General features: G+C 71.9%; 25 protein-coding genes. 8 read left to right on the top strand and 17 right to left on the bottom strand.

The window, feature by feature from the left end:
- Positions 1–52: 52 nt before the first annotated feature.
- From ACZ7MY_RS29610 to ACZ7MY_RS29585, 6 genes are all read right to left on the bottom strand, one after another.
- A complete protein-coding gene (locus tag ACZ7MY_RS29610; protein ID WP_499606363.1) occupies positions 53–220 on the bottom strand; it encodes a DUF4229 domain-containing protein in 168 nt (55 codons plus the stop codon).
- A gap of 95 nt (positions 221–315) precedes the next feature.
- Positions 316–615: a DUF4229 domain-containing protein gene (locus ACZ7MY_RS29605; RefSeq protein WP_499606465.1), complete on the bottom strand. Its 300-nt coding sequence runs from the start codon at positions 613–615 to the stop codon at positions 316–318.
- 109 nt (positions 616–724) lie between these two features.
- Positions 725–1,243 carry a GNAT family N-acetyltransferase gene (locus ACZ7MY_RS29600; RefSeq protein ID WP_499606362.1) on the bottom strand — a complete coding sequence of 173 codons (519 nt, stop codon included), beginning with the start codon at positions 1,241–1,243 and terminating at the stop codon, positions 725–727.
- A gap of 160 nt (positions 1,244–1,403) precedes the next feature.
- Positions 1,404–2,567: an aminofutalosine synthase MqnE gene (gene mqnE / locus ACZ7MY_RS29595; protein ID WP_499606464.1), complete on the bottom strand. Its 1,164-nt coding sequence runs from the start codon at positions 2,565–2,567 to the stop codon at positions 1,404–1,406.
- Positions 2,568–2,614: 47 nt separating this feature from the next.
- Positions 2,615–3,070, bottom strand: coding sequence for an Lrp/AsnC family transcriptional regulator (locus ACZ7MY_RS29590; protein ID WP_499606361.1), 456 nt, complete (start codon positions 3,068–3,070; stop codon positions 2,615–2,617).
- Between the two features lie 81 nt (positions 3,071–3,151).
- Complete coding sequence (locus ACZ7MY_RS29585; protein WP_499606360.1) at positions 3,152–3,841, bottom strand: UbiX family flavin prenyltransferase; 690 nt, start codon at positions 3,839–3,841, stop codon at positions 3,152–3,154.
- 44 nt (positions 3,842–3,885) lie between these two features.
- On the opposite strand from ACZ7MY_RS29585, the gene ACZ7MY_RS29580 reads away from it, so the two are divergent.
- The 3 genes from ACZ7MY_RS29580 to ACZ7MY_RS29570 all read left to right on the top strand — a co-directional run bounded on the left by ACZ7MY_RS29580 (position 3,886) and on the right by ACZ7MY_RS29570 (position 6,412).
- Positions 3,886–5,007, top strand: coding sequence for a hypothetical protein (locus ACZ7MY_RS29580; RefSeq protein WP_499606359.1), 1,122 nt, complete (start codon positions 3,886–3,888; stop codon positions 5,005–5,007).
- Between the two features lie 93 nt (positions 5,008–5,100).
- Positions 5,101–5,745, top strand: coding sequence for a rhomboid family intramembrane serine protease (locus ACZ7MY_RS29575; RefSeq protein ID WP_499606358.1), 645 nt, complete (start codon positions 5,101–5,103; stop codon positions 5,743–5,745).
- Between the two features lie 43 nt (positions 5,746–5,788).
- Entirely contained in the window at positions 5,789–6,412 is a 624-nt protein-coding gene (locus ACZ7MY_RS29570) for a magnetosome magnetite crystal formation protein family (protein ID WP_499606357.1), read from the top strand.
- A 28-nt stretch (positions 6,413–6,440) separates the two neighbouring features.
- Here ACZ7MY_RS29570 and mqnP read toward each other — a convergent pair whose 3' ends face one another.
- Both mqnP and ACZ7MY_RS29560 read right to left on the bottom strand, forming a co-directional pair.
- Entirely contained in the window at positions 6,441–7,364 is a 924-nt protein-coding gene (gene mqnP, locus ACZ7MY_RS29565) for a menaquinone biosynthesis prenyltransferase MqnP (RefSeq protein WP_499606356.1), read from the bottom strand.
- Complete coding sequence (locus ACZ7MY_RS29560; protein ID WP_499606355.1) at positions 7,361–8,812, bottom strand: menaquinone biosynthesis decarboxylase; 1,452 nt, start codon at positions 8,810–8,812, stop codon at positions 7,361–7,363. The genes mqnP and ACZ7MY_RS29560 overlap by 4 nt, the downstream gene beginning before the upstream one ends.
- 87 nt (positions 8,813–8,899) lie before the next feature.
- On the opposite strand from ACZ7MY_RS29560, the gene ACZ7MY_RS29555 reads away from it, so the two are divergent.
- From ACZ7MY_RS29555 to ACZ7MY_RS29545, 3 genes are read left to right on the top strand one after another with little or no spacing between them, the layout of a single operon-like run.
- Positions 8,900–9,310 (top strand): PLD nuclease N-terminal domain-containing protein, encoded by a 411-nt coding sequence (locus ACZ7MY_RS29555; protein ID WP_499606354.1) that lies wholly within the window; start codon positions 8,900–8,902, stop codon positions 9,308–9,310.
- Between the two features lie 21 nt (positions 9,311–9,331).
- Positions 9,332–9,778 (top strand): nucleoside deaminase, encoded by a 447-nt coding sequence (locus ACZ7MY_RS29550; protein ID WP_499606353.1) that lies wholly within the window; start codon positions 9,332–9,334, stop codon positions 9,776–9,778.
- Complete coding sequence (locus ACZ7MY_RS29545) at positions 9,775–10,728, top strand: isopenicillin N synthase family dioxygenase (protein ID WP_499606352.1); 954 nt, start codon at positions 9,775–9,777, stop codon at positions 10,726–10,728. Before ACZ7MY_RS29550 ends, ACZ7MY_RS29545 begins: the two co-directional genes overlap by 4 nt.
- Before the next feature lie 12 nt (positions 10,729–10,740).
- Here the strand turns inward: ACZ7MY_RS29545 and ccsB are convergent, their stop codons facing one another.
- The 8 genes from ccsB to hemL all read right to left on the bottom strand — a co-directional run bounded on the left by ccsB (position 10,741) and on the right by hemL (position 19,293).
- Positions 10,741–11,826 carry a c-type cytochrome biogenesis protein CcsB gene (gene ccsB / locus ACZ7MY_RS29540; RefSeq protein ID WP_499606351.1) on the bottom strand — a complete coding sequence of 362 codons (1,086 nt, stop codon included), beginning with the start codon at positions 11,824–11,826 and terminating at the stop codon, positions 10,741–10,743.
- Complete coding sequence (gene resB, locus ACZ7MY_RS29535; protein WP_499606350.1) at positions 11,823–13,595, bottom strand: cytochrome c biogenesis protein ResB; 1,773 nt, start codon at positions 13,593–13,595, stop codon at positions 11,823–11,825. Before resB ends, ccsB begins: the two co-directional genes overlap by 4 nt.
- 3 nt (positions 13,596–13,598) lie before the next feature.
- On the bottom strand, positions 13,599–14,357 hold the full coding sequence (locus ACZ7MY_RS29530; RefSeq protein WP_499606349.1) for a cytochrome c biogenesis CcdA family protein: 759 nt from the start codon (positions 14,355–14,357) through the stop codon (positions 13,599–13,601).
- A gap of 1 nt (position 14,358) precedes the next feature.
- Positions 14,359–14,976 (bottom strand): TlpA family protein disulfide reductase, encoded by a 618-nt coding sequence (locus ACZ7MY_RS29525; RefSeq protein WP_499606348.1) that lies wholly within the window; start codon positions 14,974–14,976, stop codon positions 14,359–14,361.
- An 87-nt stretch (positions 14,977–15,063) separates the two neighbouring features.
- The gene (locus ACZ7MY_RS29520) at positions 15,064–15,636 is read right to left on the bottom strand and encodes a type 1 glutamine amidotransferase domain-containing protein (protein ID WP_499606347.1); all 573 of its coding nucleotides are present in this window, start codon (positions 15,634–15,636) and stop codon (positions 15,064–15,066) included.
- A gap of 90 nt (positions 15,637–15,726) precedes the next feature.
- Entirely contained in the window at positions 15,727–17,049 is a 1,323-nt protein-coding gene (locus ACZ7MY_RS29515) for a polysaccharide deacetylase family protein (RefSeq protein WP_499606346.1), read from the bottom strand.
- A 259-nt stretch (positions 17,050–17,308) separates the two neighbouring features.
- On the bottom strand, positions 17,309–17,983 hold the full coding sequence (locus ACZ7MY_RS29510) for a histidine phosphatase family protein (RefSeq protein WP_499606345.1): 675 nt from the start codon (positions 17,981–17,983) through the stop codon (positions 17,309–17,311).
- Entirely contained in the window at positions 17,980–19,293 is a 1,314-nt protein-coding gene (gene hemL, locus ACZ7MY_RS29505; RefSeq protein WP_499606344.1) for a glutamate-1-semialdehyde 2,1-aminomutase, read from the bottom strand. The genes ACZ7MY_RS29510 and hemL overlap by 4 nt, the downstream gene beginning before the upstream one ends.
- A 106-nt stretch (positions 19,294–19,399) precedes the next feature.
- Here hemL and ACZ7MY_RS29500 point away from each other — a divergent pair, with 106 nt between their 5' ends.
- The gene (locus ACZ7MY_RS29500) at positions 19,400–19,978 is read left to right on the top strand and encodes a hypothetical protein (protein ID WP_499606343.1); all 579 of its coding nucleotides are present in this window, start codon (positions 19,400–19,402) and stop codon (positions 19,976–19,978) included.
- A gap of 32 nt (positions 19,979–20,010) precedes the next feature.
- Here the strand turns inward: ACZ7MY_RS29500 and ACZ7MY_RS29495 are convergent, their stop codons facing one another.
- Positions 20,011–20,307 (bottom strand): hypothetical protein, encoded by a 297-nt coding sequence (locus ACZ7MY_RS29495; protein ID WP_499606342.1) that lies wholly within the window; start codon positions 20,305–20,307, stop codon positions 20,011–20,013.
- A gap of 556 nt (positions 20,308–20,863) precedes the next feature.
- Here ACZ7MY_RS29495 and ACZ7MY_RS29490 point away from each other — a divergent pair.
- Positions 20,864–21,091 carry a hypothetical protein gene (locus ACZ7MY_RS29490; protein WP_499606341.1) on the top strand — a complete coding sequence of 76 codons (228 nt, stop codon included), beginning with the start codon at positions 20,864–20,866 and terminating at the stop codon, positions 21,089–21,091.
- The last annotated feature ends 45 nt before the right edge of the window (positions 21,092–21,136 follow it).

Raw genomic sequence — 21,136 nt, 5'->3', positions numbered from 1 at the left:
GCTCCACCTCACCGGTACGGTCGGCCCCTGAGGGCCGGCCCGCCCGGGTGCGTCAGCTGCTCTGCGCCGCCGCGCGCGAGGCGTCGTCCGCCTCGTTCTCCTGCGCCGCGTTGGCCGCGAGGTTCGCCTTGGTGCGCTCCACCCGCGCGGAGACCTGCACGGACGCCTCCTCACGCACCCCGCGCAGCACCACGAAGCTGAGCGGCGCACTGACCGCCAAGAAGCAGGCCGAGACGCAGCCTCGCCGTGCGCTCGGGGGGACGGCTCCACCTCACCGGTACGGTCGGCCCCTGAGGGCCGGCCCGCCCGGGTGCGTCAGCTGCTCTGCGCCGCCGCGCGCGAGGCGTCGTCCGCCTCGTCCTCCTGCGCCGCGTTGGCCGCGAGGTTCGCCTTGGTGCGCTCCACCCGCGCGGAGACCTGCACGGACGCCTCCTCGCGGACCCCGCGCAGCACCACGAAGCTGAGCGGCGCACTGATCACCAGCGCGAGCAGCATCACCCACAGCAGGTTCGAGTCGCCGAGCCCGGAGGGGAGCACGCGGACGTAGACCAGGCCCCAGATCACCAGGAAGCAGGCCGCGAACAGGCCGAGACGCATCAGGGAGTAGCGCAGCATGGGGCTCGGCTTCCAGCTCACGGTCGTTGCCACTTCCTTCGTTTCCCTCGTCACGGCCTGCGGGACGTACCGGACGTACCCCTATCAGTGAAGCACGGGGCCGTGGCGGTCAGGTCAGCGGGAGCCACATCGTGATGTCGTCGCGGTCGTCGTCCGGGGCGACGCGTATCGCCGAGGGGACGCGCCCGACCTCCTTGTAGCCGGCCGAGGCGTAGAAGCGCTCCAGGCCCATGCCGCTGCGGCAGGTGAGCTTCAGCGCCTCCAGACCGAGGTCGCGGCCCGCCCGCTCCGCCGCCTGCATCAGTTCCGCGCCGTGCCCGCGGCCCTGGAGGGACGGGTCGACCATGACGGTGTAGAGCCAGGCCCAGTGCCGCATCAGGCGGTGGGTGTTGAAGGTGAGGAAGGTCGCGGCGGCGAGCCGGTCCCCGTCGAAACCGGCGACCATGTGCGCCCTGCCCTCGGCCAGCGCCGAGTAGTGCCGTTCGGCTTCGAGGGCGACGTCCGCCCGGCCGACGGGCGGGACGAAGCCGACGGCGCCGCCCGCATTGGTGACGTCGGTCCACAGGGAGACGAGCTGTTCCCGCAGACCGGGGGTGAGCTCGGGGTCGAGGGTGTAGCGCAGTGCCATGGCGCACACCTTAGGCACCGAGGCTGACTGCGTTCGACGGGCGCCCGGCCACCGGAAGACATCGGGGTTAAGGCGAGGCCTCGGCGGGCCGGGCGGTGCCGTCCGGGTGCGGGCCGTCACACGACGTCACGCACCCGGTCACCCGCCCGGCCGTCCGGTGTCACAGGCGCATCGGCTGCGGCGACTCGCGGCGCGCCGCGTCGGGACCCGGGTACTCGCGGATGATCTCGTACCGGGTGTTGCGCTCGACCGGGCGGAAGCCCGCGTCCTGGATGAGCTCCAGCAGGTCGTCGCGGGTGAGCTTGTTGGGCGTCCCGTAGTTGTCGGCGTCGTGCGTGATCTTGTACTCGACGACCGAGCCGTCCATGTCGTCCGCGCCGTGCTGGAGCGCCAGTTGGGCGGTCTGCACGCCGTGCATGACCCAGAACACCTTCACGTGCGGCACGTTGTCGAACAGCAGCCGGGAGACGGCGAAGGTCTTCAGCGCCTCGGCGCCGGTGGCCATCGTGGTCCGCGCCTGGAGGGTGTTGCGGACCTTGCCGTCCTTCAGGTCGACGAAGTCGTGCTGGTAGCGCAGCGGGATGAAGACCTGGAAGCCGCCGGTCTCGTCCTGCAGTTCGCGCAGTCGCAGCACGTGGTCCACCCGGTGCCGGGGCTCCTCGATGTGCCCGTACAGCATGGTGCACGGGGTCTTGAGGCCCTTCTCGTGCGCCAGGCGGTGGATGCGCGACCAGTCCTCCCAGTGGGTGCGGTGGTCGACGATGTGCTGCCGCACCTCCCAGTCGAAGATCTCGGCGCCGCCGCCGGTCAGCGACTCCAGACCGGCCTCGATGAGCTCGTCCAGGATCTCGCTCGCGCCCATCCCGGAGATCGTCTCGAAGTGGTGGATCTCGGTGGCGGTGAAGGCCTTCAGGGAGACGTTGGGCAGGGCCTCCTTCAGCGCCTTCAGCGACCGCGGGTAGTAGCGCCACGGCAGCGTCGGGTGGAGGCCGTTGACGATGTGGAGTTCGGTGAGGTTGTCCCCCTCCATCTCCTTCGCCAGGCGGACGGCCTCCTCGATGCGCATCGTGTACGCGTCCTTCTCCCCCGGCTTGCGCTGGAAGGAGCAGTACGCGCAGGAGGCGGTGCAGACGTTCGTCATGTTGAGGTGGCGGTTGACGTTGAAGTGGACGACGTCGCCGTTCTTCCGCGTCCGCACGTGGTGGGCGAGACCGCCCAGCCAGGCGAGGTCGTCGGACTCGTAGAGGGCGATGCCGTCCTCGCGGGTCAGCCGCTCACCCGCGTAGACCTTCTCCTCCAACTCGCGCTTGAGCCCCGCGTCCATCGCCCGCCTCGCCTTCACCATCCGAAATCGACCGTTCGACCTTACGCCTAGATGTTCTCGGGGAGTTCCCCGACCCGGTCCTCCCACTTCGTGGACAGCACGATCGTGGTGCGGGTGCGGGCGACGCCCTTGGTGCCGGACAGCCGGCGGATGGTGTGCTCCAGGCCGTCCACGTCGGGGACGCGCACCTTGAGCATGTACGAGTCGTCGCCCGCGATGAACCAGCAGTCCTCGATCTCGTCCAGGTCGCGCAGCCGGGTCGCCACGTCCTCGTGGTCGGCGGCGTCGCTGAGCTGCAGGCCCACCAGCGCCGTCACGCCGAGGCCGAGGGCCGCGGGGCGGATCGTGGCGCGGTAGCCGGTGATCACACCGGCCTGCTCCAGCCGGTTGATCCGGTCGGTGACACTCGGTCCTGACAGGCCCACCAGCCGGCCCAGCTCGGCGTACGAGGCCCGGCCGTTCTCACGGAGGGCCTGAATGAGCTGCCTGTCCACCGCGTCCATCAGACTGGACCCCTTCATTCGTGCCGCGACTGCGCTGCCAGGACAAGAATCTAAGGCATGAACGGGGATGTGCCCTGCGCATCAATCCGCGGCAGCTGCGTCGGCACCGGCCCCGGCGACGCCCAGCTCGCCCTCCCAGCGGCGGTACAGCTTGTGCGGCACCCGCACGGCGTCCAGCACCCGTCCCGCGACGAAGTCGACCAGGTCCTGGATGTCCCTGGCCCCCGCGTAGAAGGCGGGCGAGGCCGGCAGCACCACGGCGCCCGCCTCGTCCAGCGCGACCAGGTGCCGCAGCGTCTGGCCGCCCAGCGGCGTCTCCCGTACGGCGACCACCAGGGGGCGGCGCTCCTTCAGGGTGACGCTCGCCACCCGCTGCAGCAGGTCCTTGGAGAGCCCGAGGGCGACGCCCGCCACGCAGGCCGTGCTCGCCGGCACGATCAGCATCCCCTTGACCGGGTACGAACCCGAGCTGGGCCCGGCCGCGAGGTCACCGGCGGACCAGTACCGCACCCGGCCCAGGTCGGTCTCGAACCGGTCCGGGGTGCCGTCCGCGCCGCGGGCCAGCCAGCGGCCGAGGTCCTCGCGCCAGTGCGCGTCCCGGAAGGGCGACCCGGTCTCGTCCAGGACGGTGAGCCGGGCGGCCCGGCTGACCACCAGGTCCACCGACTCCCCGGCGTGCAGCAGGGCCCGCAGCACCGCCGCGGCGTACGGCGTCCCGGAGGCCCCGGAGACCCCGACCACCCACGGCGTCCCGCGCTCGCTGTCGTCCATGCGGCGAGCCTATCCGGCCGCCCGCACAACCTTCCGCCCACCTCGTGGGTCCTGCTGTTGTTCGTGTACCGACCAAGGAGAACACCATCAACGCCACGCGCAAGGGCATCGCCGCCGTCGGCTGTGCCGCGTTCATCGCCACCACCGCCGCCGCGTGCGGCACCGCCGGGAACCTGAGCGCCGGTGCCAAGGTCCAGCAGGCGCTGGACCGGCTCGGCGAGCAGAAGGCCGTCACGGTGTCCGTGGGCTTCGAGGGCGGCGAGCAGCAGATCTGGTCCGCGCTCAAGGGCTCGGACGGCTTCACCCGGGACGACGCGAAGATGCTCGCCGGTCTCGAGGTCTCGCTCTCCGCGAGTTCCGCCAGGCCGCTGAAGGACCTCAAGGCGGACGGCGCCTCGGTGGCGCTGCGGGTCTCGCTCGGCCCCGGCCGTGACCTGCTGGAGGTCCGGAGCCTGGCGGGCGAGCAGTCCTACCTGCGGGTCGACCTGCGGCAGTTCCTGTCGCTCGCGGACGACCTGGCCACCGGGCGGGACAAGGGCGGCATGCAGGAGTTCCGGCAGTTCCTGGACGCCGCCGACGACCTGCCCTCCTCCTACAAGTCGGTGAAGGACGCGATCGGCGGCAAGTGGGTCTCCGTCGATCCCAAGGCCTTCGAGGAGTTCTCCAAGAGCATGGCCAAGGAGGGCCCGGCCGGTTCGCCGCTGCCTCAGGCACCGACGCTGGACGCCAAGACGCAGGAACGGATCACCAAGGCGCTGCGCGGGGCCGTCGAGCACAACGCGAAGTTCACCGACGCCGGCAGCAAGGACGGCGCCGACCACGTCGAGGTCACGGTGCCCGCGGGCAAGGTGGCCGACGCGCTGGCCGACGCCCTGGAGCCGGTGGCGGACCAGCTGCCCGACGGGCTCTCGCCCGCCGACCTGAGGGACGCGCCCGACCAGGACGTCACCGTGGACGTGGCCGTCAAGGAGGGCGTGCTGTCGGGCATCAGCCTCGACCTCGACCAGTTCGACACGGGTGATGAGATCCACGGCGCGCTGCCGCTGACCGTCGGCTTCGCCCCCGACGCCGGGCCCGTCGCGGCTCCGGCCGGCGCCACCCCGCTCAACCCCCAGGACATCATGGGCGCCATGGTGCAGTTCATGATGGGCGGAATGGACGAGTAGGCCCGGGAACCGCCGCGGATGCCGTCGTCGTTGTCTACCGTGAGGGAAGCCCGGCCCGCCGGGCGGGCGGTGGACAACCACGAGGGGGGACCTGTGGCGTACGAACCCATCGCGGGGCACGACGCCGGTGACGCCCGGCGGCGCGTGCGCGGCCACGCGCTGCCCGGTCCCGGCGAGCGGGCGAAGACCGCCGCGGCGATCATGTTCATCTGGGTGGGGCTGCTCTGGCTGATCGAGTGCGTCGACGTGATGACCCATCACGCGCTCGACACCTTCGGCATCGTGCCGCGGCAGATCGGCGAGCTGCGGGACATCATCCCGGCCGCCTTCATCCACTTCGGCTTCGACCACGTCGCCGCCAACAGCCTGCCGCTGCTGGTGCTCGGCTTCCTCGCGGCGCTGCGGGGCACCGGCCGCCTGCTCAGCGTGGTCTTCGTCATCGTCATGACGAGCGGCGGCGGGGTCTGGCTGGTGGCCCCGGAGCACACCAACACCGCCGGTGCCTCCGGCGTCGTCTTCGGCCTGTTCGGCTACCTGCTGGTGCGCGGCTTCGTCGACCGGCGCCTGATCGACATCGCGGTCGGCCTGATCGTCGCGGTGGCGTACGGCTCGATCCTGTGGGGCGTGCTGCCGACCGCGCAGGGGGTCTCCTGGCAGGGCCATCTCTTCGGCCTCGTCGGCGGCGTCGTGGGCGCGTTCCTCTTCCGGGACCGCCCCGCGGACGGGCTGATCAGATGAGGTCGTAGGATCCGGGGACGACGCGACGGGGGGGCGGTTCTCCATGACCGATTTCGGCAAGCACGACGACGTACCACCGCGGGACACGGCACCGCCCGTGCCGCCGCAGCAGGGCCCGGCGCCCGGCCCCCACGCGATGCCGTCGCCGCCACCGCCCTACCCGCCGCCGGCTCCCCCGCCGCCGCCGTACGGCTACGGCTACGCGCACGGGCCGCTGCCGTACCCGCCCCCGCCGCTGCGGCCGCCGACCACGCCGGCCATGTGGGCCCATCTGGGGGCGCTGCTCACCCTGGTGGCGGGCAGCAGCATGTGCTGCGTCGGCTGGGCGCTGACCTGGATCGCCCCGCTGGTCATCCGCTCCAACGAGCGGAACAAGCACGACCCCTTCATCCGGCACCACGCCGCCCAGGGGATCAACTACGGCATCACGACGGCGATCGTGGGCCTCCTCGGCGTCCTCGGCTACGGCGGCGGCTTCGCCGCCCTGGCCGCGTACGAGCACGGCGGGCCGGTCTGGCTGCCGTTCGTGGCGTTCGGCCTGCTGGCCCTGGCCGGGCTGCACCTCCTGGCCGGACTGGTCTTCTGCATCATCGGCAGCACCAAGGCCAACGGCGGCCAGTGGTGGAGCTACCCGAAGTTCTTCGCCCTGCCGTTCGTGCGCGGCTGAGCGACCGCGGCCGGCCGCGGCCCGGGCGTCAGACGCCCAGGCCGCGCACCGCGAGGTCCAGCAGGGCGCAGAGGAACAGCGCCATGCCGATGAAGCCGTTGACCGTGAAGAACGCCCGGTTGAGCCGGCTGAGGTCGCCGGGCTTGACGATGCTGTGCTCGTAGACGAAGGCGCCGCCCACGATCAGCATGCCCACCCACCAGAAGGCCCCCGCGCCGACCGCCAGCCCGTACCAGACGAGCAGCACGGTCGTCACGACGTGGCTCGCGCGCGCACCGTGGAGCGCGCCGTCCACGCCGAAGCGGGCCGGGACCGAGCGCACCCCGTGGACGCGGTCGGCCGCGACGTCCTGGCAGGCGAAGATCAGGTCGAAGCCACCGATCCACACGCCCACCGCGAGGCCGAGGATCACGGCGTCCCACGACCAGGAGCCGGAGACCGCCAGCCAGGCGCCGACCGGACCCATGGCCTGGGCGAGGCCGAGGATGGCGTGCGGGTAGTCGGTGAACCGCTTGCCGTACGGGTAGACCACCATCGGGACCACCGCGACCGGCGCCAGCGCCAGGCAGAGCGGGTTGAGCAGCGCGGCGGCGCCCAGGAAGAACACCACGGCGATCAGCGCGCCGGTCCACGCCGAGCGCACCGACACCGCGCCGGTGACCAGTTCGCGTCCCGCGGTGCGGGGGTTGCGGGCGTCGATCTCGCGGTCGATGATCCGGTTGCAGGCCATCGCGAAGGTCCGCAGGCCGACCATGGCGACGGTGATCAGGAGGAGCTGGAACCAGTGGACGGACCGGTCCTCGGCGAACATCGCGCTGAGCGCGGCGATGTAGGCGAAGGGCAGCGCGAAGACCGAGTGCTCGATCATCACCAGCCGCAGGAACGCCCGGACCTTGCCGTCCGGGCGGGGCGAGGGTCCGAAGAGGTCCGGGGTCGCGGACTCGGCGCTCACAGGCCGTACTCCTTCCAGCGGCGGTCGACCTTCGCGGCGGTCTCCGGGTCGGGGAGCACCATCTCGGGCCAGCCGCCGTCGCGGGTGTAGCCCTCCTCGGGCAGCTTCCTGGTCGCGTCGATGCCGGCCTTGCCGCCCCAGAACTGCTGGTAGGAGGAGTGGTCGAGGTGGTCCACGGGCCCCTCGACGACCGACAGGTCGCGGGCGTAGTCGGTGTTGCCCAGCGCCCGCCAGGCGACCTCGTGCAGGTCGTGCACGTCGCAGTCGGCGTCGACCACGACGATCAGCTTGGTCAGCGACATCATGTGCGCGCCCCAGATGGCGTGCATCACCTTCTGGGCGTGCTTGGGGTACTTCTTGTCGATCGAGACGATCGCGCAGTTGTGGAAGCCGCCGGCCTCGGGCAGGTGGTAGTCCACGATGTCCGGCACGATGACCTTCAGCAGCGGCAGGAAGAACCGCTCGGTGGCCCGGCCCAGCGGACCGTCCTCGGTCGGCGGCCGGCCGACCACGATGGACTGCAGCAGCGGCCGGCGGCGCATCGTCACGCAGTCGATGGTCAGCGCCGGGAAGGGCTCCTGCGGGGTGTAGAAGCCCGTGTGGTCGCCGAACGGCCCCTCGGGCAGCATCTTCCCGGGCTCCAGCCAGCCCTCCAGGACCACCTCGGCCTGGGCGGGCACCTGCAGCGGCACGGTCCTGCAGTCGACCATCTCGACGCGCCTGCCCCCGACGAAGCCGGCCAGCAGGTACTCGTCGATGTCGCCCGGCAGCGGCGCGGTGGAGGCGTACGTCACGGCGGGCGGGCAGCCGAACGCGATGGCCACCGGCAGCCGTTCGCCGCGCCGCTGGGCCACCTGGTAGTGGTTGCGGCTGTCCTTGTGGATCTGCCAGTGCATCCCGATGGTGCGGCGGTCGTGCCGCTGCAGCCGGTACAGGCCCAGGTTGCGGACGCCGGTCTCGGGGTCCTTGGTGTGCGTCAGGCCGAGGTTGAAGAAGGAGCCGCCGTCCTCGGGCCAGGTGAACAGCGCGGGCAGCGCGTCCAGGTCGACGTCGTCGCCGGTGAGGACGACCTCCTGGACGGGCGCGTCCTTCACCTTCCTCGGCGGCACGTGCGTCATCCCGGCGAGCTTGCCGAAGGCCTCGCGCACGCCGACGAAGCCGTGCGGCAGCTCCGGCTTGAGCAGCCCGCCGATGCGGTCGCCGATGTCGGCGTAGGAGGTCAGGCCGAGCGCCTTCAGCAGCCGGCGGTCGGTGCCGTAGACGTTCATCGCCAGGGGCATCGAGGAGCCCTTGACGTTCTCGAACAGCAGCGCCGGGCCGCCCGCCTTGTTGACGCGGTCGACGATCTCACCGACCTCCAGGTACGGGTCGACCTCTGCCTTGACGCGCTTGAGGTCGCCCTCCTTCTCCAGGGCCCTCAGCAGCGAGCGAAGATCGTCGTATGCCATGCGGTCCAGTATCCGGCACGCACTACCCTGTACCCGTCACCGGGGCCCGCCGTGCCCCGCCGCCGCTGCCTGGGGGGCACTTCCGCGATGATCCGGTACATCCCGTTCCTGCTGGTGCTGGCGTTGTGGATCTACGCCTTCATCGACTGCCTCAACACGCCCGAGGAGCAGGTCCGCGGCCTCCCCAAGGTCATCTGGGTCATCGTCATCCTGCTCTTCGGCGAGGTGCTGATCGGCCCGATCGCCTGGCTGGTGGCCGGCAAGCTCCGCACGGCCCCGGCGGGCGGCAGCACCCCCGCGGAGTGGCACCGCAACCACCGCACCCAGTGGGTCGCGCCGGACGACAACCCGGAGTTCCTGCACTCGCTCCGCGAGGAGAACAAGAAGGACGAGCAGCTGCTGAAGAGCTGGGAGGCCGACCTGCGGCGCCGCGAGGAGGAGCTGCGGCAGCGCGAGGGCGGCTCGGGCGACGGCCAGGACAACCAGCCCCGCGGCTGATCCTGCGGGACACTGGGCGTCATGGACGACGCGCGGGCGATGCTGGCGACGGCGGTGGCGGAGGCGCGGGCGGGCCTCGCGGAGGGCGGGATCCCGGTCGGGGCGGCCCTGTACGGCCCGGACGGGCACACGGTGCTGGGCCGCGGCCGCAACCGCCGCGTGCAGGACGACGACCCCTCGGTGCACGGCGAGACGGCGGCGTTCCGCGCGGCCGGACGGCAGCGCTCCTACCGCGGTACGACGATGGTCACCACGCTGTCGCCGTGCTGGTACTGCAGCGGCCTGGTCCGGCAGTTCGGGATCCCCCGGGTCGTCATCGGCGAGGCCCGCACCTTCCACGGCGGCCACGACTGGCTGGCGGAGCACGGCGTGGAGATCGTCCTGCTGGACGACCCGGAGTGCGTCGCCCTCATGACGGAGTTCGTCGCGGCCCGGCCCGACCTGTGGAACGAGGACATCGGCGCATGATCCCCACCATCGACCTAGGGCCCTGGCTCACCGGCGACGCCGCCGCCCGCGCCCGCGTCGCCGCCACCGTGGACGAGGCGCTGTGCTCGGCCGGCTTCCTGCTGGTCACCGGGCACGGCGTCGACCCGGCACTGCGCGCGGCGATCCGGGAGGCCGCCCGCGGCTTCTTCCGGCTGCCGGCCGCCGTCAAGGAGCCGTACGCGGTACGGGTGGGCGGCCGCGGCTGGCTGGGCCCGGGCGCGGAGGCCAACGGCCACGCGGAGGGCACGGCCACCCCGCCGGACCTCAAGGAGTCCTGGTCGTTCGCCGCCGAGGAGCCGACCGGCGACCCGGTGGTGGACGCCGAGTGGTTCCTGCCGAACCTCTGGCCGGCCGAGGCACCGCGGCTGCGGCCGCTGGTGGGGGCGTACGTGGCGGCGATGCGCGAGCTCTCGGACCACCTGCTGGAGCTGCTGGCCGCCGCCCTGGGCGGGCCCGGGGACCTCTTCACCCGGCACACCCGCCACCCCACCTGGGGCTTCAACATCAACTGGTACCCCGGCACCGACGTGGTCGGACCGCCCGAGCCGGGGCAGTTCAGGATCGGGCCGCACACCGACTTCGGCACGGTCACCGTGCTCGACCGCCAGCGGGGCAGGGGCGGCCTCCAGGTCCACACCGACGAGCACGGCTGGCAGGACGCGCCCTGGGAGCCGGGCTCCCTCACCGTCAACATCGGTGACCTGATGGCCCGCTGGACCGGCGACCGCTGGCGTTCCGGGCGGCACCGCGTTCTCCCCCCGCCGGCGGACGCCCCGGCGGAGGAGCTGATGTCGCTGGTGTGGTTCTACGAGTGCGACCCGGGCACCCGCGTCGCACCGCTGCCCGCCCCCGTCGGCAGGCACGCGTACGAGCCCGTGGACTCGCACGCGTACCTGCGGGCGAAGCTGGACGCGATCGGCCTGGGCTGAGCCCCGGCCGGGTCAGACGCCGGCGTAGGAGTGCTTGCCGGTGATGAAGATGTTCACGCCGTAGTAGTTGAACAGGAAGCAGGCGAAGGCGAGCAGCGCCAGGTAGGCGGCCTTGCGGCCCTTCCAGCCGGCGGTGGCCCGGGCGTGCAGGTAGGCCGCGTAGACCACCCAGGTGATGAAGGACCAGGTCTCCTTGGGGTCCCAGCCCCAGTAGCGGCCCCAGGCGGCCTCGGCCCAGATCGCGCCGGCGATGATCGTGAACGTCCACAGCGGGAAGACCATGGCGTTCACGCGGTACGCGAACTTGTCGAGGCTCGCGGCGGACGGCAGCCGGTACATGATGTTCGCCCAAGCGCCCTCGTTGCTGCCGCCCGGGGCCGCGAGGCCGGTCTCGTAGCGGTCGCGGAAGAGGTAGAGCACGTTGGAGACCGCGCCCAGGTAGAGCACCGCGCCGGAGATGATGGCGCAGGAGACGTGGATCCAGAGCCAGTACGAGTGCAGGGCCGGGACCAACTGGTCGCTGTCGGTGTAGAGGACCGAGACGGCGAGGCCGAGGTCGAGCAGCACCGAAGTGGTCAGGAAGAGCCCGATCCAGCGGACCTTCTTGCCCAGCAGGAGCAGCACCAGGTAGGCGGTGACCGCTGTGGCGCCGAAGGTGGTGGAGAACTCGTACATGTTGCCCCAGGGGGCGCGCTGCACCGAGATGGCGCGCGCCGCGACGGCACCCACGTGCAGCGCCCACGCCAGCACGGTCAGGGACACCGCGATGCGGCCGTACAGGTCGCCCTGTTCGGTGTCGCCGGCCGCGCCGGGGCCGTCGGCGAAGCCGCGGTCGGCGGCGGAAGCACGGGTGACGACCTCGGGACGCGCCAGGGTGGCGGTGCCGCCGCCCTGCTTCACGGTCACGGTGACCGCGGGAGCGGACCCGGCGGAGCCGGAGGCGAGCGCGGCGGAGGTCCTGGCGACCTTGCTGCGGCCGCCGAAGACCCACTCCGCGATGTGCGCGAGGAAGGCCAGCGTGTAGACCGCCATCGCCGAGTAGATCAGTAGGTTGCTGATGTGGGCGACGTTCTCGTTGACCGCGGCAGCGGTGGTCACGCGCGCGCTCCTTCGTCGTGGGGCAGGGGTTCTTCTGAGGCTTCGGGGTCCGCCGCGGGCAGCGGCGGGGCCGTGGCCGCGAGGCCGGCGGCGAGTTCGCCCAGCTCGTCGGCGATCCGCGCCGACTCGCTGCGGCCGAGACCGGCCAGCTCGACGACGGTGGTGCCGTCGGCGCCGCGCACCGCGCGCACCCAGATCCGGCGGCGCTGGATGAACAGCGAGCCGGCCAGTCCGGCGATCGCGGCCACGGCGCTGACCAGCGCCCAGCCGTTGCCGACCTGGTGGGAGACCTGGAAGGTGGCCCAGGTCTTGACGCCGTCGAAGGTGAGCGAGCCGTCGCCGCCGGGCAGCGCGAGCGTGTCGCCCGGCCGCAGCATGTCGCTGAGGACCTCGCCGTCGGCGTCCTTGTACTGCTTCATCTTCTTGGTGTCGAGCTGGTACACGTTCTGCGGCAGGCCGGCGTCCACGCCCAGGTCGCCGTGGAAGGCGGTCAGGACCAGCACCGGGTAGTCCAGGGCCGGGAAGGTCGAGTGCGGGCCCTGCTGCGCGTCGAGCGCGAAGGTCGGGGTGAACAGCCCCTGGAAGGCGTACTGGGTCTTCTTGCCGGCGTGGTCGCGGACGTCCATCGCCTTGATCACGCCGGGCGAGGTCTGGTTGCCGTCCCGCGGCAGGAACGGGACCGGGCCCTGGAAGACGACGTTGCCCTGGCCGTCCTTGACGGTGACGACGGGCGCGTAGCCGTGGCCGATCAGGTAGACCTTGGAGCTGCCCACCTCCAGCGGCTCGTTGACCTCGATCGCGGTCTTCGTCCGCGCGCCGCCCGGGCTCGTCCAGTACTGGATGTTGGCGCGGAAGGTGCGCGGGGTGCCCTTCTGCGGGCCGCTGCGCGCGTACGAGGCGGTGAAGCCGTCCAGCTTGAAGCCGAAGGTGTCGAGGTCGTCGGCGTTGTAGAAGGTGCCCGGCTTGAAGTCGTCGTACTGGGTGAGCGTGTTGTTGAAGCCGTCGCCCTCGACGATCAGCTTGCCGCCCTCGGCCTTGAACAGCCCGCCCACCGCGAAGGAGATCAGCAGCCCGAACAGGGCGACGTGGAACAGCAGGTTGCCGGCCTCGCGCAGGAAGCCCTTCTCCGACGCGACCGCCGTGCCGGCCACCTGGGTGCGGAAGCGGCGGCCGCGCAGCGCGCGCTGCGCGGCGGTGAGCACGGCCTCCGGCTCGGCCTCGGTGCGCCAGGTCGCGTACGCCGGGAGCCGGGTGAGGTGGCGCGGCGCCGCCGGGGGCTTGGCGCGCAGCTGGCCGACGAACTGCCAGCTGCGCGGGACGATGCAGCCGGCGAGCGAGACGAACAGCAGGATGTAGATCGCCGAGAACCACACCGAGCTGTAGACGTTGAACAGCCCGAGCTTCTCGTAGAGCGGCGTCAGCGTGGTGTGGGCGGCCTTGAAGTCCTGCGCCTTGATCTCGTCGACGCTTGTCTGCGGCACCAGCGAGCCGGGGACGGCGGCCAGCGACAGCAGGAAGAGCAGGATCAGCGCGACCCGCATCGAGGTGAGCTGACGCCACGTCCAGCGCCCCCAACCCACGGCCTCGCGGCCGGTCCAGGCGATGGCGCCGGCCGTGCCGGGCCCGCGGACACCTCCGAAGGAGCCGGGGACGGCCTGGCCCAGGTCCTCGACGGGCGCGGTCGACAGCTGGGCGCCGGCCGCGCCGAGGTCGGCGGCACTGTCCGCCGCCGCGCCGGGGGACGTCCCCGCGGTGTCTTTGGAGCTCATGGATCAGATCCCTGGAGTGAAGCCGGACGACCAGATCTGCATCTGGTAGACGATGTGGTCCCACACGCCGGTGACGAGCAGCAGGCCCACGGCGACGAGCATGCCACCACCGATCCGCATCACCCACACGTAGTGGCGCTTGACCCAGCCGAACGCGCCGAGCGCACGGCGGAAGGCGACGGCGGCCAGTATGAACGGCAGGCCGAGGCCGAGGCAGTAGACGGCGGTGAGCAGAGCCCCGCGGCCCGCGCTGGCCTCGTTGAAGGCGAGCGTGTTGACGGCGGCCAGGGTCGGGCCGATGCACGGGGTCCAGCCGATGCCGAACAGCAGGCCGAGCAGCGGCGCCCCCACCAGGCCCATGGTGGGCCTGCGGTGGAAGCGGAACTCGCGCTGGGTGATACCGCCGACCAGGCCCATGAACGCCAGGCCCATGACGATGGTGAGTGCGCCGAGCACCTTGGTGATGACCGCCTTGTGCTCCTGCAGCGTCCAGCCGAAGTTGCCGAACAGCGCGCCGCCGGAGACGAAGACGGCGGTGAAGCCGAGCACGAACAGCGACGCGCCGGCGAGCATCCGGCCGCGCCGGGCCTCGGCGAGGTCCGTGCCGGTGACGCCGGTCACGTACGACAGGTAGCCGGGGACGAGCGGCAGCACGCACGGCGAGAAGAACGAGACCAGGCCGCCCAGGAGGGCGATCGGCACGGCGGCGATCAGGGCGCCGTTCATCACGGTCTGGTTGGCGCCGGCGGCGAGTGCGCTCACGTCACTTCTCCGCGATCACCGGGTCGAGGACCTCGTGCAGTTCGTCGGCGCCGAGCTCCTTCAGGGCGCGCACCGCGATCTTCCCCTGGCGGTCGATGATCAGCGTGGAGGGGATGGCCTGCGGGTTGACGCTGCCCTTGGGGAAGCGCAGCACCAGGTCGCCGGACGGGTCGTAGAAGCTCGGGAAGGGGATGGCGAACTCCTTCTCGAAGGCCTTGGCCTGGGCGGTCTGCAGGTCCCGGGTGTTGATGCCGAGGAACTGCACGCCCTGGGACTCGGTCTCCTTCGCCACCTTGGCCAGGTGGGGCGCCTCGGCCCGGCAGGGCGGGCACCACGAACCCCAGATGTTGAGGACGACGACCTTGCCCTTGTGGTCGGCGAGGCTGAGCGGGGCGCCCTCGACGGACTTCCCGCTCAGCTCCGGTGCGGCCACCCGGTGCCCCCGGTCGACGGTGGAGATCTCACCGGTGCCGCCGACGTAGTTGGTCCCGGAGCCGGTGCCGTTGGAGGACGCGGTGGAGGTGGAGCAGGCCGTGACGGCCAGCGCGAACGCGGCTGCCCCGGCGAGTGCCGCGGCACCGCGGAGCGGACGGCGTCGGAGGGCGCGCGTAGGACTCATGTGAAAAGTTTCGCATGAGGCCTGGGGCGATCTTGCGCACCCCCGACAGCTTTGCCGAAAGCGGCAAATGCCCCAAGTAAGCGACGGCTAATCGGCGCTCCCGGCCGTTTGCGCGAACTCCTCCACCAGGGCGTCCCGGAAGGCCTTGAGGTCACCGGGCCCACGGCTGGTGACCAGCACGTTCGGGCCGTCGCAGTCGACCACGACCTCCTGGTCGAGCCAGGTGCCGCCGGCGTTGGTGACGTCGGTGCACACGCTGGGCCAGGAGGTGAGGGTGCGTCCGTGCACGACGCCGGCCTCCACGAGCAGCCACGGCGCGTGGCAGATCGCCGCGACCGGGCGGCCCTCGGTGAAGAAGTCCCTGGTGAAGCTCACGGCGTCGGCGTCCGTCCGCAGCAGGTCGGGGCCCGCCAGGCCGCCGGGGAGGACCAGTGCGTCGAAGTCCGCGGCGATCACTTCCCCGAGCGTGTCGTCGACGGGGAAGGTGGCGGCCCGGTCGAGGTGCTCGAAGGCCTGGACCCGGCCGTGGCGGGTGGAGATCAGCCGGGGCGTGCCGCCCGCCTCGCGTACGGCCTCCCACGGGCCGGTGAGTTCGGCCTGCTCGACGCCCTCCGGCGCCACCAGGAAGGCGATCTTCCTCCCGTGCAGGGTCGCGGGCATGGCTTCCGTCCTCCTCGGTCCGGCGCTGCGGGGCGTTCCCGCCCACCACCTCGCCTGCCCGCCGCTATCGGGACGAAACGGATGGACGGGCTAAGAGGGAGAGGAGGGGGCGGAAGGAGAGAGGGAGGAGGAGGGGGACCCGGAGGAAGGAGACCTGGAGGAACGTTCCTGCGCGAGGAAGCGGCGCCAGCCGCCCGCCGGGCGCTGCCCCGGCCCGAGGGTGCGCAGCTTGGCCAGGACCTTCGGTTCCTGCGCGTCCATCCAGTCCACGAACTGGCGGAAGGACACCAGCCGTACGTCCCGGTGGCCGGCCATGCGCCGCAGCGCGTCCTCGACGGCGTCCATGTAGATCCCGCCGTTCCACTGCTCGAAGTGGTTGCCGATGAACAGCGGCGCGCGGTTGCTCCCGTACGCCCGGCTGAAGCCCGCCAGGTAGGCGTCGCGGGCCTGCCGCTTCCAGGCCGGGTAGTGGGCGGGGTTGCCGCGGGTGGAGTTCACCGACTGGTTGGCCAGCATGTTGTAGTCCATCGACAGCACCTCGAAGGAGCGGCCGGGGAAGGGCACCGCCTGCAGCGGCAGGTCCCACAGCCCGTGGCTCTTGCCCGGCCACACCTGCAGACCGCCCGGCCCGCTGGCGTCGTACCGCCAGCCCAGGCGGGCGGCGGTGGGCAGCAGCGAACGCTGGCCCAGCAGGCAGGGGGTGCGGCCGCCGACGAGCTCCTTGCGGTAGTCGAAGGGCAGCGGCGGCAGGTCGGTGAAGCCGGTGTGGGTGCGCCAGTTCTCCACGAAGCCCACGGCCTGGTCGATCTCGCTGCGCCAGTCGGCCGGGCTCCAGCGGCCCACCGAGCCGGATCCCGCGCAGAAGTGGCCGTTGAAGTGCGTGCCTATCTCGTGGCCCTCCAGCCACGCCAGCCGCAGCTGTTCGAGGGTGGCGCGGACGTGGGCGTCGGTGAGGTACCCGATGTCGGAGGCGCCGACGGGGTTGCGCGGCGGCTTGTAGAGCCTCTTCTTCGATTTCGGGAGCAGGTAGACGCCCGAGAGGAAGAAGGTCATCTTCGCGTCGTGCTCGACCGCGAGCTTCCGGAACCGTGCGAAGAGGCCGTTGTCCAGCTCGCCCGCCCCGTCCCAGGAGAAGATCACGAACTGCGGCGGCGTCTGCCCCGGTTCCAGGCGCTCCACCACGGGCTGGTGGGGCTGCGGCCCGGTGTCGGCCGTGGAGCCGTCGCCTATCGTCCGCACCGACGGGGACGGGGAGGGCCGCCCGTGCGTGCTGCTCGCGGAGGGCGACGACGACGGCGTGGACGCCCCGCCGGCGTGCCGTCCGCCCGCGCCCTCCCCGGCACAGCCCGCCAGCCCGGCGGCGGCCGCTCCGGCCGCCAGGCCCAGCACTCCTCGTCGGCTGATGTCCCGCATTCCGCGCCCCAATTCCCGTACCTCGCCTCGGCCTCACCGCGCTAGATGCCGTACGCGCGCGACGGGTTCCTTCCCGGCGGGCGGTATTTCACCGGGACGGGCACGGATCGGGCCGCGCGACGGCGGGCGTCACGGTAGGTGCCGGAAGGAGCCCGTTTCCGTGACCTGAGCCTGCGGGAGGAAGGCTTCGTCCCGACGCGTCCGGCCCGCGCCGGCAGGCTCCCCCGGCCGTTGGCCCGGGGAGCCCGACGGGCGCTGCCTACGCGCCGAAGCCCTTGCTGCCGCCCTTGACCGGCTTCGCCCCGGCCAGCAGGTGTGCCGGGACCAGGTCGCGGGCGGGCTCGGCGTAGCCCACGGAGACGATCCGGTCGTCCTCGAAGGTGAAGGACGTCAGGCTCGCCAGCGTGCACTGCCGCTTGCGCGGGTCGTGCCACAGGCGCCGCTGTTCGACGGCGCTGCGCACGATCCAGATCGGCAGCTGGTGGCTGACGCACACCGCCTCGTGGCCGCGAGCCGCGTCCCGGGCCGCCTCCAGCGCGGCCGTCATGCGGACGACCTGGTCCGCGTACGGCTCGCCCCAGCTCGGCCGGAGCGGGTTGACCAGGTGCTTCCAGTTGGCGGGACGCTTGAGCGCGCCGTCGCCGACGCCGAAGGTCTTGCCCTGGAAGACGTTGTCCGCCTCGATCAGCCGCTCGTCACTCGCGACGTCCAGACCGAGCAGCGCGGCGATCGGCGCCGCGGTCTCCTGGGCGCGCTCCAGCGGGGAGGCCACGACGTGGCGGATGTCGCGGCCCGCGAGGTGTTCGGCGACCCGGTCGGCCATCTTCCGTCCCAGGTCGGACAGGTGGTAGCCGGGCAGGCGCCCGTAGAGGACGCCGGTGGGGTTCTCCACCTCGCCGTGCCGCATCAGGTGGACGACCGTGATCTCGCTCATGCCGTGGCCTCCGCGGCGGCGCGGGCGGCGGCCGGCAGGGCGGCGGCGACGCGTTCGAGGGCGGCCGAGTCGTGCGCCGACGACACGAACCACGACTCGAAGGCGGAGGGTGGCAGGTACACGCCCTGGGAGAGCATCGAGTGGAAGAAGGCGGTGAAGCGGAACGCCTCCTGCTTCCTGGCCTCGTCGTAGTCGGTGACCGGCCGCTCGGTGAAGAACACCGAGAACATGTTGCCCGCGGTCTGCAGGCTGTGCGCCACGCCCTCCTTGGCGAGCGCGGCGGAGACCAGGCCCGACACCTCCGCGGCGACGGAGTCGACCGTCCCGTACACCGCGTCGTCCAGCAGCCGCAGCTGGGCGAGGCCCGCGGCGGTGGCCACCGGGTTACCGGAGAGCGTGCCCGCCTGGTAGACGGGGCCGGCGGGCGCGAGGTGCGCCATCACGTCGGCACGGCCGCCGAACGCCGCGGCGGGGAAGCCGCCGCCCATCACCTTGCCGAAGGTCATCAGGTCGGGGCGGACGCCGTCGATGCCGTACCAACCGGCCTTCGAGACGCGGAAGCCCGTCATGACCTCGTCGGAGACGTACAGCGCGCCGTTCTCCCGGCAGAGGTCGGCCAGGCCCTGGTTGAAGCCCTCCGCCGGCGGCACGACGCCCATGTTGCCGGGCGACGCCTCGGTGATCACGCAGGCGATCTCGCCGGGGTGCGCGGCGAACGCGGCCCGTACCGACTCCAGGTCGTTGTAGGGGAGCACGATGGTGTCGCCGGCCTGCGCGCCCGTCACCCCGGGGGTGTCGGGCAACCCGAAAGTGGCAACGCCGGAACCCGCGGCGGCCAGCAGCGCGTCCACATGACCGTGGTAACACCCCGCGAACTTGATCACCTTGGCCCGGCCGGTGAACCCGCGCGCCAGCCGGATCGCCGACATGGTGGCCTCGGTGCCGGAGGAGACCAGCCGCACCTGCTCCACCGGCGCGACGCGCGCCACGATCTCCTCGGCGAGTTCCACCTCGCCCTCACCGGGCGTGCCGAAGGACGTACCCCGCGCAACCGCCGCCTGCACGGCGGCGATCACCTCGGGGTGGGCGTGGCCGAGGATCATCGGCCCCCACGAGCAGACGAGGTCGACGTATTCGCGACCATCCGCGTCCTTCAGGTAGGGACCGGATCCGGACACCATGAACCGGGGCGTACCGCCCACCGCACGAAAGGCGCGTACCGGGCTGTTCACCCCACCAGGGGTCACGGCGGCTGCTCGATCGAACAAGGTCTGAGAAACTGGCGCTTCGTAGGCGTACGGATAGCTCACAAGCACATGCTCTCAAATGCCGGGCGTTGCGCGACGAGGTATCGACCGTGCATCTGAGACGATGATCGGGTTGCGCGGTTGGGTCTGCGGATGGTCGGGTAGTGGAATGCAGCGCGGTGGCGAACGCGGTGACGTGGGCGGCGGGGCGGACGACCCCGACGCGGAGCACGCCCGCCCCACCGGTCGGCGCCGCCGGCCGCCGAAAGAGCGCGACATGGCCGTTGAGAAAAGCGGGAGCAGGGGTGGCCGAGTGGGGGTGACCTACAAGTACTTCGGCGCACCCGATGGTGCGACCGCCGCGCGGGTCCCCATCTCGATGCGGCCCGAGGAACTGGGCGGCGACGAGCTGGGCCAGGGCATGTACACGAAGGTCAAGCCGGAGACGATGGCCGCGATGGTGCTGACCGGGATCGAGGGCATACCCCCGGCGAAGGTCCCGCCGCTGGAACTCGTCGTGCTCCATCCCGACTACGCCGTCGTCAAACTGCCCCACTCCGTCGTCGAGCCGTTGCGCAAGGCCGACGAGGAGGCCCTCGGCGCCGCCGCCTTCATCTGGTCCACCGTCCCCGACCGCCGTGGCCCCCGGGACGCGTTCGTGATCTACAAGATGCTGCACGAGTGGCAGGACTTCGCCCAGCGCTGCCACGAGAGCGGGCACCAGCTGTACTGCCTGGTGTGGCCGTGACGGGCGCCGGGCGGACGCGGGTTCACTGAGGGTTACAGCACCACCACGACGACGCCGTCGTCGTAGCGGTCGCCGTAGCCGTAGCCGCCGTAACCTCCGAAGCCGTAGCCGTAGCCGCAGTCGTTGGGGAAGTGGTGGTTGTAACGCCACCCGTAACCCCAGTCGCCGTAGCCCCGGCAGCCGTCCCCGTGGGAGACGACGGACTGGTGCGAGGCGGGAGCCGCCTGCTGCGGCGCCGCGCCGGCCGCACCGGCTCCGACGAGGGCGAGGATCGGTGCCGCCAGTGCCGCTGCGGCGACCCGGCGGATGGTCATGCTCTGGACGCGCATGGTCGTTCCCTTCGAGGTGCGGAAACGTCGGCGCCGGTCGCGTACGACCGTGCGCGGGTCGCACCGACGGTGCGCGTGGCACTGGTGCGACGGAAGGTGCGCCCGGGCCTCGGGTGGCGGACGCACCATCACGGACCTGAACTGTCGGACGGGGTGCGGCTCCTAGGAGTCACCCTCTGACATGAACCTTAGGTTCCATTACTCCCCGCAGTCAATACATAGGGTGAAATCCCCTAATTTCGGACGTCATTCATGCGGTAGGAACTTCTCCACTCACGAAGGGTGACGAAGTCGGTGACGGTCCGCCGCCCACCGGTCACCCGGGGGCGCCCCCGGGGCCGGGCCGTTCGGAACGTGCCGGCGACACGGGGCGAGGGCGGGGCGCCGTCCACCGGGGCCGAACTCACCGGAACCGCAGGCGCGTTGGACCGCCCGCCCGGCCCCGTCGGCCACAGCCCGCCCGCCCCCGGCGTGGCGGCGATCGCCGGAGGCGCAGGGCCCGGACATACTGGACCAGCTACCCGATAAAGGACATGACCCACCCGGAGGCACCACGATGCCGGTGTACGAGATGCGCGCGGAGTACGACACCGAGGACGGCGGCCCGGCCGGCGACAGCCCGCTGCGGGCGTGGCACATGGTCGAGGACGGCGCCGCGACGGGGCTGTGCGGGCGGGAGCTCTCCCCCGCGGCGGCCGTGCAGGCGGAGGACGTGTGGGGGACGCCGCAGGCGCAGCCGTTCTGCCACAGTTGCGGCGCGCTGTATCTGCGTCACACCGCCTGAGGCGGCGGAGGATAGCCGCTCGAACGCTTGTCCCGCATGCGGAAC

This window comes from Streptomyces sp. NPDC111520, from assembly GCF_055635295.1.
Note: the sequence above shows the minus strand (reverse complement) of the source record. Positions and strands in the feature narration are given on the sequence as shown.